18 protein-coding genes are annotated in these 16,492 nt (G+C 55.1%); 3 read left to right on the top strand and 15 right to left on the bottom strand.

Annotated elements, in window-relative coordinates; genetic code table 11:
- Positions 1-35 precede the first annotated feature (35 nt).
- From ABLW18_RS11895 to ABLW18_RS11905, 3 genes are all read right to left on the bottom strand, one after another.
- Entirely contained in the window at positions 36-1,565 is a 1,530-nt protein-coding gene (locus ABLW18_RS11895) for a DEAD/DEAH box helicase (RefSeq protein WP_347825008.1), read from the bottom strand.
- Between the two features lie 352 nt (positions 1,566-1,917).
- Positions 1,918-2,478, bottom strand: a complete 561-nt coding sequence (gene rsmD, locus ABLW18_RS11900; RefSeq protein WP_347825009.1) for a 16S rRNA (guanine(966)-N(2))-methyltransferase RsmD — start codon at positions 2,476-2,478, stop codon at positions 1,918-1,920.
- Complete coding sequence (locus ABLW18_RS11905; protein WP_347825010.1) at positions 2,475-3,680, bottom strand: FAD-dependent oxidoreductase; 1,206 nt, start codon at positions 3,678-3,680, stop codon at positions 2,475-2,477. The genes rsmD and ABLW18_RS11905 overlap by 4 nt, the downstream gene beginning before the upstream one ends.
- 80 nt (positions 3,681-3,760) lie before the next feature.
- On the opposite strand from ABLW18_RS11905, the gene ABLW18_RS11910 reads away from it, so the two are divergent.
- Complete coding sequence (locus ABLW18_RS11910) at positions 3,761-4,252, top strand: peroxiredoxin (RefSeq protein ID WP_347825011.1); 492 nt, start codon at positions 3,761-3,763, stop codon at positions 4,250-4,252.
- A gap of 18 nt (positions 4,253-4,270) precedes the next feature.
- On the opposite strand, the gene ABLW18_RS11915 is transcribed toward ABLW18_RS11910, so the two are convergent.
- From ABLW18_RS11915 to ABLW18_RS11945, 7 genes are all read right to left on the bottom strand, one after another.
- Positions 4,271-4,558 (bottom strand): 4a-hydroxytetrahydrobiopterin dehydratase, encoded by a 288-nt coding sequence (locus ABLW18_RS11915; protein WP_347825012.1) that lies wholly within the window; start codon positions 4,556-4,558, stop codon positions 4,271-4,273.
- Complete coding sequence (locus ABLW18_RS11920) at positions 4,555-5,742, bottom strand: GNAT family N-acetyltransferase (protein ID WP_347825013.1); 1,188 nt, start codon at positions 5,740-5,742, stop codon at positions 4,555-4,557. The genes ABLW18_RS11915 and ABLW18_RS11920 overlap by 4 nt, the downstream gene beginning before the upstream one ends.
- Positions 5,743-5,793: 51 nt before the next feature.
- Complete coding sequence (locus ABLW18_RS11925) at positions 5,794-6,549, bottom strand: glycerophosphodiester phosphodiesterase family protein (RefSeq protein WP_347825014.1); 756 nt, start codon at positions 6,547-6,549, stop codon at positions 5,794-5,796.
- The gene (locus tag ABLW18_RS11930; RefSeq protein WP_347825015.1) at positions 6,546-7,010 is read right to left on the bottom strand and encodes a RidA family protein; all 465 of its coding nucleotides are present in this window, start codon (positions 7,008-7,010) and stop codon (positions 6,546-6,548) included. Before ABLW18_RS11930 ends, ABLW18_RS11925 begins: the two co-directional genes overlap by 4 nt.
- Before the next feature lie 66 nt (positions 7,011-7,076).
- Positions 7,077-7,880 (bottom strand): HlyD family efflux transporter periplasmic adaptor subunit, encoded by an 804-nt coding sequence (locus tag ABLW18_RS11935; protein WP_347825016.1) that lies wholly within the window; start codon positions 7,878-7,880, stop codon positions 7,077-7,079.
- Entirely contained in the window at positions 7,864-8,232 is a 369-nt protein-coding gene (locus ABLW18_RS11940) for a hypothetical protein (RefSeq protein WP_347825017.1), read from the bottom strand. The genes ABLW18_RS11935 and ABLW18_RS11940 overlap by 17 nt, the downstream gene beginning before the upstream one ends.
- 125 nt (positions 8,233-8,357) lie before the next feature.
- The gene (locus ABLW18_RS11945; protein ID WP_347825018.1) at positions 8,358-9,086 is read right to left on the bottom strand and encodes an ATP-binding cassette domain-containing protein; all 729 of its coding nucleotides are present in this window, start codon (positions 9,084-9,086) and stop codon (positions 8,358-8,360) included.
- A 132-nt stretch (positions 9,087-9,218) separates the two neighbouring features.
- On the opposite strand from ABLW18_RS11945, the gene ABLW18_RS11950 reads away from it, so the two are divergent.
- Together ABLW18_RS11950 and ABLW18_RS11955 are read left to right on the top strand one after the other, a co-directional pair.
- Positions 9,219-9,950, top strand: a complete 732-nt coding sequence (locus tag ABLW18_RS11950) for a VacJ family lipoprotein (protein WP_347825019.1) — start codon at positions 9,219-9,221, stop codon at positions 9,948-9,950.
- A complete protein-coding gene (locus ABLW18_RS11955) occupies positions 9,934-10,539 on the top strand; it encodes an ABC transporter substrate-binding protein (protein WP_347825020.1) in 606 nt (201 codons plus the stop codon). The genes ABLW18_RS11950 and ABLW18_RS11955 overlap by 17 nt, the downstream gene beginning before the upstream one ends.
- Positions 10,540-10,569: 30 nt before the next feature.
- On the opposite strand, the gene ABLW18_RS11960 is transcribed toward ABLW18_RS11955, so the two are convergent.
- The 5 genes from ABLW18_RS11960 to dapA all read right to left on the bottom strand — a co-directional run bounded on the left by ABLW18_RS11960 (position 10,570) and on the right by dapA (position 16,475).
- Complete coding sequence (locus tag ABLW18_RS11960) at positions 10,570-12,705, bottom strand: PBP1A family penicillin-binding protein (RefSeq protein ID WP_347825021.1); 2,136 nt, start codon at positions 12,703-12,705, stop codon at positions 10,570-10,572.
- A 180-nt stretch (positions 12,706-12,885) separates the two neighbouring features.
- Entirely contained in the window at positions 12,886-14,070 is a 1,185-nt protein-coding gene (locus tag ABLW18_RS11965; RefSeq protein ID WP_347825022.1) for an amino acid aminotransferase, read from the bottom strand.
- On the bottom strand, positions 14,070-14,927 hold the full coding sequence (gene sseA, locus ABLW18_RS11970; protein WP_347825023.1) for a 3-mercaptopyruvate sulfurtransferase: 858 nt from the start codon (positions 14,925-14,927) through the stop codon (positions 14,070-14,072). Before sseA ends, ABLW18_RS11965 begins: the two co-directional genes overlap by 1 nt.
- A 95-nt stretch (positions 14,928-15,022) precedes the next feature.
- A complete protein-coding gene (gene smpB, locus ABLW18_RS11975; protein ID WP_044048791.1) occupies positions 15,023-15,499 on the bottom strand; it encodes an SsrA-binding protein SmpB in 477 nt (158 codons plus the stop codon).
- A gap of 82 nt (positions 15,500-15,581) precedes the next feature.
- Positions 15,582-16,475, bottom strand: coding sequence for a 4-hydroxy-tetrahydrodipicolinate synthase (gene dapA, locus ABLW18_RS11980; protein ID WP_347825024.1), 894 nt, complete (start codon positions 16,473-16,475; stop codon positions 15,582-15,584).
- Positions 16,476-16,492: the final 17 nt, after the last annotated feature.

The raw sequence follows: 16,492 nt of genomic DNA on the forward strand, positions 1-16,492 counted from the left end.
CCCCGATCTAGACATTTATCCGAAAGCTAAGTTTCCTAGGCTTGTGGGCGCCGTAGTTTTGCGTTGCCGCCCATGTTTGGCTTGCCCTTGGGCTTGCCGCCGCGCCCTTTGGGCTTACCGGCAAATTTGGCACCTGACGGACCGCGATGTGGTCGGGCGCCATGGCCAACTGGCCCCTGTGCCTGGTCCGACGATTGTCCTTTTGACTTGCGGCTTTTGGGCTTTGGCGCTTGCAGGGCTGGACCATCATTTGTGGGATCCCAACGTCCTTCGGGCGCGGGTTTGGCCTCAGCGCGTGCCGTATGGGCCTTTGGAGCGCCGCCGCGCCCGCCGCGGGGCTGCTCCTTGCCCCAATTGTCGTCATGGCGCCGCCCGCCGCCGCCACGTCCGCTGGGTTGTTTGCGCTTTGGTTTGCGGGTGTCCACGCCGGGCACAAGATCCCAACGCCGACCGGAGGCAATTGGAATTTCCATTTTCAAAACTTTTTCAACATCCTTCAACTCGCCCATCTCATCGGGTGCCACAAATGCAATCGCCCGACCATCCCGGCCAGCGCGCGCGGTGCGGCCAATGCGATGCACGTAGTTTTCTGGCACATTGGGCAGATCGTAATTGTAAACGAAACGCACATCAGGGATGTCGAGGCCACGGGCCGCAACATCGGTCGCGACCAACACTTTGATCGTCCCACCGCGCAGCGCATCAATGGCGCGCTGTCTTTGGCCTTGGGATTTATTGCCATGCACCGAATCGGTGGCATAGCCCGCTTTGCTCAAAGTTTTCATCAGACGCTCAGAGCCGTGTTTGGTTCGGGCAAAAACGATGGCAGCATCGCCGCGATGTTCGGCGAGTTTCTCAATCAGAAAATCGGTCTTCGCAGCCCCTGCCACGAAATGCACCTCTTGGGTGATTTTGTCAGCAACCTCGCCGGGGCGGGAGACCGCAACGCGCTCTGGGTTTTTCAAATAGGTCGCGGCCAGTTCGTTCATATGTTTCGGCATTGTGGCCGAGAACAACATGGTTTGACGTTCTGCGGCCAGTAACGGTGCGATTTGGCGCAGCGCGTGGATGAAACCAAGATCCAGCATTTGATCGGCCTCATCCAAGATCAAAAATTGCGTCTCGGACAGGTCAACGGCCTTGCGTTCGATCAGGTCAATAAGACGGCCAGGGGTGGCAATCAACAAATCGGTGCCACGGGCCAGACGGTTGATCTGCGCGCTGATCGACATGCCGCCAACAACCAGGCCAACTTTGATATGCGTTCCTTGCGAATAGGCGGTGAGATTGTCTTTAATTTGTCCAGCCAATTCGCGCGTGGGTGCCAAAATCAAACCGCGCACGGTTTTTGGAGCTGGTTTTTTGCCAACCTTCAGCAGATGATTCATGAGTGGCAATCCAAAGGCGGCGGTTTTTCCGGTCCCGGTTTGCGCCAGCCCCATCACATCACGCCCCTTGAGGGCATGGGGGATGGCTTGGATTTGAATCGGAGTTGGATCAACAATACCTTGCTCTTGGAGTTGTTCCACAAGGCGGGGCATAAGGCCCAGTTCTTCAAACGTCATAATTTATCCCTTGCGCCAGGCGGCGCAGTTGTAGCGGATCACTTCGATCATTTGGGCGGGATTGCCCTTTGACTGTAACACGCACCCCTAAGGACAGCCCCTAGGGTCGGTCAGGTCAAAGTGCTGCAGGTGCAGTCATAATTGCCAACCGGACAAGGCCGCAGCTAGGCCCACATGCAGCGGAAGTCAATCCCGCAGGTGATATGACATTCTATGAAAAGACCTCTGCATAACTCCCGATTCTGTGTGCTTGTGGCAAGCGCCAGCCCCTCGGCGGGTGCAGTGACCGATTTAAGCTATTGAAATATTGAAAGTAACAAGATTATTGCAACCGCTTCCCCAAAAGCCCTCCCTAGCTTTTGGCCGGCGCTTGGATAGGTTGCAGAAATGTCATCGTCGTTCCGCCAAATTTCCGGCTGTCGCGCAGGACAAATCCTTTGGGCGTCATGGCGCTGGCCTCCTCAAAAATGATCCATGCATCGGCTGCAATCCAGCCCTGAGACAAAGCGCTGCTCAAGGCCTGATGCCCAAGGGATTTGCCATAGGGGGGGTCCAAAAATATCAAATCACAGGGGGCGCCAGGTGGCAATTTTGTAGCGTCTTGGGCCATGAGTTTACAGCGGTCTTGGGCGCGCATTTTTGCTATATTTTCGCCGATCAGCTTTTGCCCAACACGGCCGTTCTCCACGAAAGTGACATGCTGGGCACCCCGCGATAAGGCCTCCAAACCAAGCGCACCGGTCCCTGCAAAGAGATCTAGGACCCTGAGATCTTGAAAATCGATCCAATTGCGCAAAACATTAAACAGAGACTCACGTACCCGGTCAGTGGTGGGGCGCAGATGTGCAGCGGGATCGCCCTTGCCAATTTCAGCCAAGCGCAACCCGCGGTTTTGGCCGGCGATAATCCTCATCCGCGCAGCAGGGCTTTAAGGTCACTGCTGGGGTCTGCCACAAGGGTGGGATCGACGGTTTTGCCCGCCTCAATCAGGCGTTTGGCCACCATATAGGCCCGTGGATCATTCATCGCATCAACCGCTAACAATTGCCCGCCCTTGTAATGCCAATGCGAGCGTCCCGCGTCTCCTTGTCGTGTGACAACCTTGTCGAAACCCTGATTGAGCCCAGCAATCTGCAATTTGACGTCATATTGATCCGACCAAAACCATGGGGTGGCATGATACTCTTTCGCCGCGCCAAGCATATTTGCCGCAACCACCTCGGCTTGATCGATGGCGTTGGGCACGCTCTCCAAGCGAATGCGCCCATCTTTGTAGGGGAAACTTGCACAATCGCCAGCGGCCCAAATGTTGGGTCCAGAGGTCTGACCCAAGGCATTTGTTTCAATTCCGTTATTGAGTGTCAGGCCAGCCGTTTCTGCCAGCCCCGTATTGGGTTGGATACCGACGCCAACCAGCGCAAAGTCAATATCTAGGGTCGTACCATTGCTGAGGGTCGCGCCTGTGACATGCTCCGCGCCAGTCAAACGCGTCAATCCGACCCCTTCAAGGAGCGTCACGCCATGGCTTAAATGTAGCTCGCGAAAATAATCTGAGGTCTCCGCGCAGGCCACCCGCTGCAAAATGCGGTCTGCCATTTCAACCAATGTGACCTTAAGGCCGCGTTTTGCCGCCACTGCCGCGGCCTCCAAACCGATATACCCTCCGCCGATAATCAATACATGCCCGCCGCGTTCAAAGGCCGGGCGCATGGCATCGACATCTGCCAGCCCACGCATCGCAAATACATTCTTTAATCTGCCACCAATCGCCTCGGGCAGCAGACGTGGGGTCGAGCCGGTGGTCAAAGCCAGTTGATCGTAGTGCACTGTTTCTGCATCCAAAGAAATCATCCCTGCCACCGGATCAATGGCGGTGACCTGCGTGCCCAGGCGCAGCTCAATGTTCTGATCGCGGTAAAGCTCCTCGGGTCGTAAGTAGAGGCGCTCCAGAGCTATTTCACCCAAAAGATAGGTCTTTGACAGGGGGGGGCGTTGGTAGGGCGCATAGGGCTCCTCGCCAATCAAAGTGACCGTGCCTTGATAGCCTAAGGCCCGCAATTTGGTTGCTAGGGAGGACCCGGCTTGGCCTGCTCCGATAATAACAATTCCCGACATTGCGCGCGACCTCTGGTAAGTTGTTTCGAGTAATCTATAACTAAGGTCTCATGATTTTCAATTAACGAAGGAATACCAAAATGGCAATATCGCAAGGTGACAAACTGCCCGATGCATTGCTGCGACGGATGGGAGATGACGGGCCCGAAGAGACCAGCATTGCGGCATTGACTGCAGGCCGAAAAATCATCTTGTTTGGCCTGCCTGGCGCCTTCACACCGACGTGTTCATCGGCCCATGTTCCATCCTTTATCCGAACCAAAGATGCATTCTTTGAAAAGGGCATCGAAGAGATTATCTGCGTGTCCGTCAACGACGTGCATATCATGCGCCAATGGGGCGATGTCACTGGGGCCACGGCCGCCGGTTTGAGCATGTGGGCCGATCCAGCCAGCGAATTTACCACGGCTATTGGCATGAATTTTGACGTAGAGGTGCTCGGGTTTTACGGGCGCTCGTCGCGTTATGCGATTATCGTGGAAGACGGGATCGTGACGCAGCTCAATCAGGAAACCCAGCGCGGTGTCTGTGACATTACTGGCGGCGAGGCGCTGTTGGAAAGTCTCGGGTAGATCTCCCACCGATGCAAATCAACTGGCTGCGGCATCCATTTGCTGGGCCAGTTTGACATCCAATTCAGACAGGCCATCGCAGTCATGGGTGGTTAAAATCACCGTGACGCGATTGTATGTATTGGACCATTCGGGATGGTGATCTAATTTTTCTGCCCAAAGTGCCATTTCACTCATCCACCCCCAGGCGCTGCGGAATGATTTGAACTTAAAATTTTTGCGCAATGCGTCGCGCCCTTCGACCATCTCCCATCCGGAAGCGAAAAGGTCGGTCAAAGCGCTGCGGTCTTTCAAGGCTTGGGTCATTGTTGTTCCTCTCGGGTTACGGTTTTGAACGGCCCATAGCTTGTGAGCACATTGATCTCATCATCCACCGCGTCGCGTTCAGCCTCAAGATAGCGGGCGACGGCTTGGGAAAACCCGGCATCGCCAAACCAATGCAGGGAATGGGTGGCCACGGGCAAATAGCCTCTGGCCAATTTATGCGCACCCTGCGCGCCGGCTTCTACCCGCTGCAATCCCTGCGCGATGGCGAAATCGATGGCCTGATAATAGCACAGTTCAAAATGCAGGCAGGGAAAATCTTCTGTGCAGCCCCAATATCGGCCAAAAAGCGTATCTTGGCCAATAAAATTCAGAGCGCCCGCGATATAGCGCCCCTCGTATTTGGCAAGCACCAACAGCATATCGCGGCGCAAATGCGCGTGCGCCTCGTCAAAAAACTGCCGTGTGAGATAGGGCGTGCCCCATTTTCGCGCGCCGGTGTCCTGGTAAAAAACCCAAAACGCATCCCAGTGGTGCGGCTCGATGTCATCGCCGGTAAGCACTTCGAATTCGCCCCCAAAATTCTGTGCTTGAGCGCGCTCCTTGCGGATGTTTTTGCGTTTGCGACTGCTGAGGCTCGCCAGAAAATCATCAAAATTTTTGTAGCCGTTATTAATCCAGTGGAATTGTTGCGAACGGCGCGGCATGAGCCCCATCTGCGCACCTGCCTCGGCTTCGTCCCCTGTGCAAAAAGTGATGTGTAGCGAAGACAGATCATTTTCCGCGGCGAGCTTGATGGCGGCTTGCACCAAGGCGGATTGCGCCACCTCCTGATGCTCAGGGCGCACCAGCAGCCTGCGTCCGGTGGCTGGTGTATGTGGCACGGCCATTTGCAGTTTTGGATAATAGCGCCCGCCAGAATTCTCATAGGCCTGGGCAAAATTATGGTCGAAAATATATTCGCCCTGACTGTGGGATTTGCCATAGAGAGGCGCGACACCAATGGTGTCACTGTCGCGCTTGGCTTGCAAGTAATGTGGCGTCCAGCCTGTGCCTGGTCCCACCGATTGGCTATCTTCCAGCGCTTTTAAAAAACGGTAGGTGGTGAACGGGTCAAACGGGGCCCGACCCACGGCCTCCGGGCAGGCGCAGCGGTCCCACTCGGTCTCAGGAATTTGAGACAGGCTGGTGAGCACGTCGATCTCAATTTGCGTATCTTTGCTCACGAAGGTCTCGATTTATTGCCTAATCACAAAATGCGTCATGTGAGCGAAAGGTCAAGGTAGATATCCCTCGAAAGTGACATTGTCCGCGATGCTGCGCGCGCGGCGCTCTTCATCTCGTGATCTGACGGTCCAACAGAGCACGGGAACCCCTTGTGCTTTGAGCGCGCTCACAGGAAGATCGTCTAATTGTGTTTGATTGTGAGAAATAAACCCCGCACCGGAGGCGCCAAAATCTAAAATCTGACCGAGGTGTTCGCGCCGATCGGCGTTGAGGTCTGGCCAACCCTCTGGCTCAAAACGATCCGTGACCAATCCCAGCGGGATATCTGCTCGGATCTCGCCGAATGCGCTTACCGAATGCGGATTGAAAGACATGACCGCGACCGGCCCGCGATAGGGCCGCAAAGCCGTTGCCACCGCGGCTTCAAGCGGGCCGACGTCTTGTCCCATATTGCCGTCTTGATCTTTGATTTCAACGAGGAGCGGGACGCGGCCTGCGATCAAATCTAAGACCTGTTTGAGATCGGCAATGGTGTCGTGCCCACCACTCAGTTTGATGCCCGATAGATCTGCAGCCAGTCTTTGCGCGATGGGGCCAATCTGATCGGTGAGGCGGTCAAGGTGGTCGTCATGAAACACCATCGCCGCCCCGTCGCTGCTCATTTGCACGTCCAGTTCAATCCCGTATCCCGCCGCGATGGCTGCGCGAAACGCCGCGAGGGAATTTTCTGGCCGCCCGTCGGATGCGTCATGCAAGCCGCGATGCGCAATTGGGTGGGTCAAAAAACAGGCGGGAAGGGCTGTCATGCGATTTGGAAAATACCTTCAATCTCAACCGCAACACCCAATGGCAAAGAGGGGGCAGAGACCGCGGCGCGGGCATGCCGGCCAGCATCGCCGAGGGCTTCGACCAAGAAGTCTGAGGCGCCGTTGATAACTTTTGGTTGCTCTGTGTAATCTTGTGTGGAATTCACAAAACCGGACAATTTTACCACGCGCACAAGCCGGTCGAGATCACCGCCACAGGCGGCTTTGACCTGTGCCAAAAGCGAGATCGCGCAGGTGCGTGCAGCGACGACGCCCTCTTCGGTGCTCATCGTGTCTCCCAGCTTGCCGGTGATAAAGCCATTGGCGTCCTGGCTGATTTGACCAGAAACAAAGACCAAGTCCCCCACCTGTACAAAAGGTACATAATTGGCCGCAGGTGCCGGAGCATCTGCCAGGGTCACGCCCAATTCCGCGAGGCGGGTTTCAAATTTTCCGGTCATATCGTCACTCCTTTGAACTGTTTGACCACAGCGATAGGCGGAAACATGCGGTGAGAAAAGCAAAAATTAATATTCCCGCAGCGCTTGCGTAAAATAGTTACGGATGGGTTCAAGCATATAGTCCAAAGGGCTGCGGTTGTGCGTGCGAATAAATACCTGTGCTGGCATGCCCGGACGCAAGAGAGGCGTCCCGCCTTTTAGAGAGGTATTTTCGCGCGGGGGCAAAGCAATCTCAACCATATAATACGGCGGGCTGTCTGGTCGGCTTTGAAAGGTATCGGCTGAAATTTTATGTAGCCGGCCTTTTAAGTCTTGCACCGCCCCTTTGTGCAGAAGTTTAATGATGCTGGCTTGTCCCACAAAAAGATGATTGATCTCCTCAGGGACGATTTTGGCCGTGATCACAAAGGGTTGGTCATTGGGTGCAAGATGCAAGATTGGTTTGGCCGGTTGTACGACCGCTTGCGCACCGGAAATGGTCAACCCATGGACAACCCCGTTGATCGGCGCGGTGAGGGTGAGCCCCGCCAGCTCTTGTTTCAGTCGGCGGCGATCTGCGCGCAGCCGCAGCTCTTGCGGGTGCAGATCGCGCAGGGCTGTAATGGCCGCCTTATGATCGGCAGCAATCTGGCGCAACCGGTCGATTTCAATTTCGTGAAGCTGCGTTTGTGCTTCGGCGCGTTTGGCGCGAAGTTGCGGGATCTTGCCGAGGAGCGCAGCCTCCTGCTGCTGAAGTGCGGAGCGCTGTGCCCGGTCGGCGAGCCCTTTGGCGCTCAAAGAAAATTGAGCCACCAGTTCTTTGCCCAAAAGCGCAAGCTGTCGCTCCGTGGCTTGGACCTGGGCGCTCAGGCCTTCAATTTCCAGGCCCATTTGTGCGGTTTGATTGTGTAATTTTTTCAGTTTGAAGCCGATATGCGAGATGGGTTTCGAAAAGTTGTACTTGTCCTTGGAGCATAAGCTGCAGGTCTGGATCCTCCGCCGCTTTGGTCTGTAAAACCGGATCAAATTCGATGGAGAGGCGATCATCACGCTCGGACAGTAAACGTGCGCGCCGCGCCATGATCTCCAACAGGTGCCTCTCCGTGAGATCCAGATCCACGTTTTGTGCTTGTCCACCCAATTGCAATAAGGCTGTGCCCGTTTGCACAACATCGCCCTCTTTGACCCATAGAGTGGCCACCTGATCGCCTGTTGGATGTTGGATCGCGTGGTTGTGTCCCATGGGGGCGACCTGTCCCCAGGCAACCACCGCTCCTGACAAGGTGACAGAGACCGACCAAAGCGCAAAACCACCGACAAAACCTATGGTGCATAGGCTCCCTCCCTATGGCGACATATTTTGTGACACTAAATTGCATGCGGCGCCTGACTACGGGATGACAGTGCGGAAATATCCGCATGATTTTTAACCATTTTACGAAGGATGTCTTCCTTGGGGCCAAAGGCTGTGATTTGGCCGCTTTCAATCACCATGAGGGTATCGCATTCTTGAATAGCCGCTGGGCGATGAGCGATGATGAGCACCGTATTGCCTTTGCGCTTGAAGCGTCGCACCGCAGCGTTGAGCGCCGCAACGCCCTCATTGTCCAAATTGGAATTTGGTTCGTCCAGAACCAAAAGCACCGGGTCGCCAAAAAGGGCACGCGCCAAACCAATACGCTGTGCCTGCCCGCCGGACAATTGGCACACATCCGTGTCAAATCCTTGTGGCAATTGGGTGATCATTTCAAAGGCGCCTGCATTACGGGCGGCCGTGAACAGCAGGTCTTGCGGCGGGTCTGTCTGATATCGGGTGATGTTTTCGGCCACTGTGCCTGGCAATAGCTGCATTTTTTGTGGCAAATATCCGATGTATTGTCCCAGGTTATCCGTGTCATAGGCGGTAAGGGCTGTTCCTCCTAATTGCACGGCGCCATAGGGTAGAACGTGGTCATAGACATGCAGCATATAAAGCGGGCCGGTCAGCAGTAAGAGATTGACCAAAAAACTGAACAGGCCCACGATCACGAAAAGATGTCGTAAGCTGGCACGAACGTGCCCTAAGTCATTTCTCTCATATTGATATTTGTCTTTCATGCCCTAACTCTTTCGAGAAGCCGGCGCGCAATGCTGTAACCGATTTGCCACAAATTATTAGGGCAGCATGCTTAACGTTTGCCCAACAGAGCACGAGAACCTATTACGAAGTTCAAAGCCAAAGGTGAGTCCATGATGGAACGGTTGTCAATTTTCGCGGTCGCATCTCTCGTGATGGTTGTGTCTGCCTGTAGCCCCGCTCAGGGCCCTGTCGCGGATGATCCCTTCGAGCGGATCAATCGTGGCACCCACGCTTTTAACAAAGGCTTGGACCGCAACATCCTATCGCCGATCTCCAAAACCTATACAGATGTCTTTCCTGATCCTGTGGAAAACAGTGTGTCGAATTTTGCACGCAACCTCAGCTTGCCAGGAAAGGTGGTCAACAACGTATTGCAATTGGATCTATCGTCTGCGGCGCGCAATACGGGAAGGTTTGTGCTCAACAGCACCATCGGTTTGGCAGGTCTGTTTGATCCCTCGCAAAAGATTGGACTTGTGGAAAAAGACACTGATTTCGGCGAGACTTTACAAGGTTGGGGCGTGGGCGAAGGCGCTTATGTAGAATTACCTGTGTTCGGCCCGTCAAACCTGCGTGACGGGATGGCGCTCTTTGTCGATATGCTCCTGTTGGATCCAGCTAGTCAAATACTAAAACCGCCAGTTTCAGAGTATCGCACCGCTTCTAATTTGGGAGAGCTGTTACAAAAAAGACAAATTTATAGTGCCCAGATCGATGAAGTTCTCTACAGTAGCGCCGACAGTTACGCCCAATCGCGGCTGGTTTATCTCCAAAGCCGTCGTTTTGAATTGAAAGACATTTCCGACGATGCCTATATCGATCCCTATGCCGAATTCGAATAAATCACATATTGCCCGCCGTACAGTTTTGTCGGGGCTTGCATCTTGCGCCTTGGCCGGCCCCGTCTTTGCTTTGGACAGACGAGAAGCGACCCAATTGGTCGATCAATTGGTCGGCCAGATCAATGCGGCGATTGACTCGGGCATATCTGAAACGAAGTTGATCGGCCGGTTTGAACGCATTTTCGCGGATTATGCCGATGTGAACATCATTGCCCGCTCAGCGCTTGGTCCTGCGGCCCGCACGGCCAAACCTGCGGAGATCGAGGCCTATGTCGTGGCGTTTCGAGGATATATTGCGCGAAAATACGGCAAGCGGTTTCATGAATTTGTGGGCGGTAAAATCGTGGTGACCGGAACCAGTGATCGTGGCAAATTCTATGAGGTGATGGCCGTGACCGAATTGCGCGGTTCTGCGCCCTTTGAAGTCGCCTTCCGGGTGTCCGACCGTTCGGGGCGGAATTTATTTTTTGATATCATCATAGAAGGCATCAGCCTTTTATCCTCGGAGCGGGTGGAGATCGGTGCTCTGCTCGACGCGCGCAACGGAAATATTGCGAAGTTGACCCAGGATTTAGCGCGCCTAGGATGACGGGCATCTGCCGCTAGGCCCGTCGGTGGTCTAATTTTCTTTTGAGAAGAGTCCGAAAAGAAGCTGCGTGAGGGTTTTTACTTTGGGCTTTTCTGGAGTGCCGTCGATCGGTGAGCGTCCGGCTCCCTCCGGGATGCGATCGCGCAACATCGGTAACGCACCAGGTTTGGCTTGCTCTGTTATGGCCAGCATGGTTTCCCGCCAGATATCCGCTGGGATACTGCCGCCTGTTACGCCTTTGAGTGGTCGGTTGTCATCGTAGCCCATCCAAACGCCTATAACAAAATCAGAGGTAAATCCAATAAACCAGGCATCCCGCGCCGCTTGGGTGGTTCCAGTTTTTCCCGCAATTTCAATGCCGTCAATCTGAGCGCGCTGTCCGGTGCCCTTTTGGATGACCTCATGCATCATATAGGTAAGCTCTCGGGCTGTTTTGGTGCGAATGACGCGCTCGCCAATGCCCCCTGTGCGGCCTGCCAGTGGCTCACTTTCTCCCAAGAGCCTCAGCGACGTGATGCCATAGGGTTGAACGGATGTGCCGCCGTTTAGGATGCCCGCATAGGCACTAGTCATTTCGATCAAGGTGCTTTCTGATGTGCCAAGGGCCAGTGCAGGGCCATCTGCGAGCGCATCTTGTAAGCCAAAATCCCAAGCAATTTTTTGAACCGTGTCGCGGCCAATGTGCTCAGAAATCTTCACAGCTGGAATATTGAGCGATTCGGCCAGGGCTTGAGTATAGGTCACGTCTCCGGCGAAAGTTTTGCTGTAATTAGACGGGCTCCAAGCGCCGGATCCGGGAATATTGAGGGTGATTGGCTCATCACGAACGCGATCGAAGGGCGTATGGCCAAGCTCAAGCGCGGCGGCATAGACGAAGGGCTTGAAGGCAGATCCGGTTTGTCGTCGCGCCTGAGTGGCACGGTTGAACGCCCCGGTCGTGCGCGTGTCACGCCCGCCGATCATGGCCCGAACGGCGCCCTCTTTGTTCATTACCACAACCGCGACTTCTGCTTTGGAACTCTTCGAGATTTTGTCATCGAACACCCGGCGGACGGCCTGCTCTGTCGCGGTTTGAATGGTTTGATCCAACGTGGTTTGGATCAGTACATCTTCCGTGGTGTTGCGGGTGAAATACCTTGGACCTGTCGTCATGATCCAATCTGCAAAATACCCCCCCGCGCGGGCAGTGGCTGCAGGGCTGAGGGCCGCGGGGTTGGCAATGGCAAAGCTGGCCTCGGCAGCAGAGAGGTAATTCTCCCGCAGCATCAGCCCAAGGACCACGTTCGCACGCGCTTGTGCTCCCATCAGATTATGGGTGGGCGCTAGCCGCGATGGTGCTTTGAGCAAGCCGGCCAACATGGCTGCCTCCGCCGCATTTACTTGATTGGCAGATCTACTGAAATACCTTTGAGCGGCTGCTTCAAAGCCGCGTGCGCCGGCGCCCAATGCGACGCGGTTGAGGTAGATTGTCAGTATCTCATCTTTGGAGTAGCGCAGTTCCATCGCAAGCGCGAAGCTTGCTTCTTTGATCTTGCGCCAGAGTGTGGTGCGGCGGCATTGCCGCTCATATTCGCGTTCAGAGGGCCAATCATCCGTATTGAAGGCGACGCCCAAGCACAACAGCTTTGCAGTCTGCTGTGTGATGGTAGAGCCACCATGACCGGACAAAGGACCCCGTCCCTCACTCAAGTTGATCCGAATGGCAGAGGCCATACCGCGGGGGCTGATGCCAAAATGACGATAAAAGCGTCGATCTTCTGTGGCTACGACCGCGGCTTTCAAAAATGGTGAAATCGTCTGGGCGGTAATCATGCCGCCAAATTGGTCGCCGCGCCATGCGAAGACTGCACCAGTGCGGTCCATAAGAGTAACCGACCCGGCCGCCCGCCCGTCGATCATCTCATGAGCTTCGGGTAGAGTTGACGCGAAATAGGCAACACCGAGACTGATCAATAAACATACCACCAGCCCAAGCCGCCAGATGAGAGCCCAGAGCATGCGAAAGGGCAGCAAGAAAGCGCGCCACAGCAGGGCGCGGAGCTGCGCAAACCATCCCTTTGCAGGGGGTTTTTGCGGGGTTTGCCCCGGTTTTGGTTTGCGGGCGGGCAGCGGTCCTCTGCGATCTGCGACGAGGGGTTTGCTTGGCCCTGAATATTTCTTTGCCATATGCCTGCTTGGTATTGCTTTATGAACGCAGTTTACCGCGCTGGAGTGCATTTGTTGAGCCCAGTGTGGCATGCTCGGCGGTAATTGACCATCTCCGGCTGTCTTGGCCTTCAATAAGCTTCGGCGTGCCCGGTTTCTGGCAGGTGCGATCCCGCCAGAAGGGCTGAATTTTACTGAATTTTATTTGAGGGCCGTAGCCAACGCTTGTGCCAAAATTGGCACGGTTTGCGCGTTGAGCCCGGCAATATTGATCCGGCTGTCACCGACCATATACACGCCATTGTCTGCACGCATGGTTTCGACCACTTCAGGCGAAACCCCCAAGCGCGAGAACATCCCACGATGTTTTGCGATAAAATCGAAACGGTCAGAATTTGTCCGCAGGCGCAGCTCGTCGGCCAGCTGCTGACGCAGGCCGAGCATGCTGAGGCGGGTATCTTCCAGCTCGCTGGCCCAGCTGCTGCGCAGTTCGGTATCGGCCAAAATCATCGTAACCAGCCGTGCACCGTGGTCGGGTGGAAATGAGAAATTTTGACGGTTCAAAAACGCCATATTGCCTTGGGTTGTCGCTGTCAGGGCGGCGCTTGGGGAGATGGCGATCAAAATCCCGGTACGCTCTCGGTAAATGCCGAAATTCTTTGAGCAGCTGGCCGCAATCAGGCATTCGGGCAATTGACTGGCAATTTTGCGGGTGAAACGCGCATCGTCTTCAAGCCCGTCTCCAAAGCCTTGGTAAGCGATGTCAACGAATGGAATCGCGCCATTGGCCGCAAGGGCGGCGATGATCTGATCTTCTTGCTCTTCGGTCAGGTTTGCACCGGTTGGATTGTGACAACATCCATGCAGCAAGACGATATCGCCGGCGGGAATGGCTTTGATATCCGTCAGCATGGAGTCAAAATCCACATCACCTGTTTGGGAGTCAAAATAGCGATATTCTGCCAAGGGCATGCCAAGATATTTGACGATCGAAGGATGGTTGGGCCAGGTCGGATTGGACAGCCAGACCGTAGCTGTTGGCGCTGCGATTTTCACCAGCTCGAGTGCTTGGCGCACGGCTCCTGTGCCGCCGGGGGTGGCGACGGCTGAAAGCCGATCTGCGGCCACAGTTTCCCCCAGTACCAATTCGATCATGGCTGCGGAAAATTCAGGAGCTCCGGCCAAGCCGACGTAGGCTTTGCTCTCTTGGGTCTGCCACAAAAGCTCTTCAGCGGATTTGATGGCGCGCATGACGGGGGTTGCGCCTGTGGCGTCTTTATAAACCCCAACCCCGAGGTCGATCTTGGTTTCCCTCGGGTCGGCTCTATGAGCGGCCATGAGGGCCAAAATTTTGTCTTGTGGTTGGGCGGTCAGGTTGCTGAGCATCAGCTATCTCCAGTGGCGACGTTAAGGGTTGGGAACTGGCCCCATTCGGTCCAACTTCCGTCATAAAGGGCGTGATCGGTCTTGCCGATGCGTTCGAGGGCGAGTGATAATACGGCGGCCGTGACACCCGATCCGCAGGTTGTAATTGCAGGCTTTGATAAATCGACGCCAGCTTTGCGAAACTCTTCACTCAGCTCGTCTGTTGTTTTCATCGTATGATCGCCGTTGAGCACTTGGGTAAAGGGAAGGTTTTTTGAGCCCGGAATATGGCCGGTCCGCAGGCCCTGGCGTGGTTCTGGTGCATCCCCGCGAAAGCGCGCGGCGGCGCGGGCATCAATGATCTCGTGATTGCGCAGTTTAGCGGCATGGGCGACCTGTGTGACGTCGCGCACCATATGGGGGCGCAGCTGGACGGTCATGTGGCGATCTCGAATGATCGGAGCACCTGTATCCACCGGATTGCCATCGGCGATCCATTTCGGCAGACCTCCATCCAGCACGGCAATTGCGTCATGGCCCATCATGCGAAAGAGCCACCAGACCCGCGCAGCAGAAAACAGGCCTTTGGAATCATATACCACAATTTGATGCCCATCACCGACACCCAAAGCGCGCACTCGGGACATGAATTTTTCAACCGGTGGCACCATATGCGGCAGACTAGAGCGGTGATCTGAAATATCATCGATATCAAAAAACCGCGCGCCCGGAATATGGCTCTTTTCAAACTCAGCGAAAGCATTGCGATCTTCATTTGGCAAATGCCAGCTGGCATCCAGAACGCGCAGGTCGGGATGTTTCAAATTGTTCTTGAGCCATTGTGTCGAGACAAGTGTTTTTGGATCGTCCTGTGCCATGCAGCCCCCTTGGGATGGCTTCCGATTTAACGGCAGCAGAGTAACAAAACAAGAGGGATAAGGCCTATAGTTTGCAGCTCGCTTGCAGCGACGGTCTAGATGCCTTGCTTCAACAACCGTTGTTTTTGCCGACCCCAGTCGCGCTTCGCCTCTGTCGCCCGTTTGTCGTGGTTCTTTTTGCCCTTGGCGATGCCCAATTTAATTTTCACACGGCCCACATGGTTGAAATACATGACCAATGGCACGAGCGTCATTCCCTCGCGTTGGGTGGCATTCCAAAGCCGCGACAGCTCGCGTTTGGACACCAATAACTTGCGTCGACGCTTCTCGACATGCCCCCAGGTCTGCGCTTGCTCATAGGGGGCAATGTAGGAGTTCACCAACCACAGCTCTCCCTCTTCAACCGCCGCATAGCTTTCGGCGATGTTGCCAGATTTTTCCCGCAGAGATTTCACCTCAGAGCCCATGAGCATAACGCCGCATTCGATATCGCTTTCAATTGCATAGTCGTATCGCGCCCGGCGATATTCAGCGATGATTCGGTAATTGGGATCTGATTTTGTTTGGGCCATGGTTCCGCCTATATAGGTGGGGCAAATCGGCTTGCCAATGGGCCGGCCGCCTATTGCGCAATCACATTGCCCCAAACCGAGCTTATGGCTTGGGGCAATGGGCTGAGTTGATCAATCCGGCGTGGCGCAGGGCAGCGTCCATGGCGGATTTCGCGTTATCGCTCAAACCAACCAAAGGTGACCGCACCTCTTGCGTGCACAGCCCCAATTTGGACAGGCCGTATTTGGCACTGACCAGACCGGGTTCTTGGAATGTGGCGAGGTGGAGCGGCATCAATTTGTCCGTAATTTTGAGCGCGGTTGCGTAATCGCCAGCCAACGTCGCCTGTTGCATTTGCGCGCAAAGAGCCGGGGCCATATTGGCGGTCACTGAGATGCAGCCGATGCCGCCATGGGCGTTGAAGCCAAGGGCTGTTGCGTCTTCGCCAGAGAGTTGAATAAAGCCTTCGCCGCAGCTAAGGCGTTGTTTTGGAACGCGCGACAAATCGCCTGTGGCATCTTTTACGCCGATGATGTGTTTGTGATCCGCCAGCTCGCCCATGGTTTCAACACTCATATCCACTGCGGAACGGCCGGGAATATTGTAGATGATTATATCTATGCCGCAGTCGGCTGCGGCGAGAAAATGTGCCTTCAATCCGGCCTGCGTGGGTTTGTTGTAATAGGGCGTCACCACCAAGGCTGCGGTGGCGCCGGCCTCTTTGGCCGCTGTGACCAGGCGTACGGTTTCGGCTGTATTGTTAGAGCCGGCACCGGCGATCACAGGAACCCGTCCGGCCGCTTGTGCGACCACAACTTCCACAACCATGTCATGCTCTTGATGTGTCAAAGTGGGGCTTTCGCCGGTTGTGCCCACTGGCACCAACCCATGGCTGCCCTGGTCAATGTGCCAATCGACCAGCTTCTTGAGCGCGTCGACATCCACTTTGCCGTTTGCAAACGGCGTGACAAGTGCAGGCAGAGATCCTGTAATCATTGCGCTTCCTTTCATCT

The sequence above is a fragment of the uncultured Planktomarina sp. genome (assembly GCA_943788425.1).
Classification (GTDB): domain Bacteria; phylum Pseudomonadota; class Alphaproteobacteria; order Rhodobacterales; family Rhodobacteraceae; genus Planktomarina.

Bases quoted from the DNA above. Each gene is read 5' to 3' on its own strand.
- ABLW18_RS11945 (WP_347825018.1), bottom strand. From the start codon at position 9,086: ATGAAAGACAAATATCAATATGAGAGAAATGACTTAGGGCACGTTCGT.
- ABLW18_RS11910 (WP_347825011.1), top strand. From the start codon at position 3,761: ATGGCAATATCGCAAGGTGACAAACTGCCCGATGCATTGCTGCGACGG.
- dapA (WP_347825024.1), bottom strand. From the start codon at position 16,475: ATGATTACAGGATCTCTGCCTGCACTTGTCACGCCGTTTGCAAACGGC.
- sseA (WP_347825023.1), bottom strand. From the start codon at position 14,927: ATGGCACAGGACGATCCAAAAACACTTGTCTCGACACAATGGCTCAAG.
- ABLW18_RS11950 (WP_347825019.1), top strand. From the start codon at position 9,219: ATGATGGAACGGTTGTCAATTTTCGCGGTCGCATCTCTCGTGATGGTT.
- ABLW18_RS11935 (WP_347825016.1), bottom strand. From the start codon at position 7,880: ATGGGCCTGGAAATTGAAGGCCTGAGCGCCCAGGTCCAAGCCACGGAG.
- ABLW18_RS11940 (WP_347825017.1), bottom strand. From the start codon at position 8,232: ATGGGACACAACCACGCGATCCAACATCCAACAGGCGATCAGGTGGCC.
- ABLW18_RS11905 (WP_347825010.1), bottom strand. From the start codon at position 3,680: ATGTCGGGAATTGTTATTATCGGAGCAGGCCAAGCCGGGTCCTCCCTA.
- ABLW18_RS11965 (WP_347825022.1), bottom strand. From the start codon at position 14,070: ATGCTCAGCAACCTGACCGCCCAACCACAAGACAAAATTTTGGCCCTC.
- ABLW18_RS11925 (WP_347825014.1), bottom strand. From the start codon at position 6,549: ATGACAGCCCTTCCCGCCTGTTTTTTGACCCACCCAATTGCGCATCGC.
- smpB (WP_044048791.1), bottom strand. From the start codon at position 15,499: ATGGCCCAAACAAAATCAGATCCCAATTACCGAATCATCGCTGAATAT.
- ABLW18_RS11955 (WP_347825020.1), top strand. From the start codon at position 9,934: ATGCCGAATTCGAATAAATCACATATTGCCCGCCGTACAGTTTTGTCG.
- ABLW18_RS11915 (WP_347825012.1), bottom strand. From the start codon at position 4,558: ATGACCCAAGCCTTGAAAGACCGCAGCGCTTTGACCGACCTTTTCGCT.
- ABLW18_RS11895 (WP_347825008.1), bottom strand. From the start codon at position 1,565: ATGACGTTTGAAGAACTGGGCCTTATGCCCCGCCTTGTGGAACAACTC.
- ABLW18_RS11960 (WP_347825021.1), bottom strand. From the start codon at position 12,705: ATGGCAAAGAAATATTCAGGGCCAAGCAAACCCCTCGTCGCAGATCGC.
- rsmD (WP_347825009.1), bottom strand. From the start codon at position 2,478: ATGAGGATTATCGCCGGCCAAAACCGCGGGTTGCGCTTGGCTGAAATT.
- ABLW18_RS11930 (WP_347825015.1), bottom strand. From the start codon at position 7,010: ATGACCGGAAAATTTGAAACCCGCCTCGCGGAATTGGGCGTGACCCTG.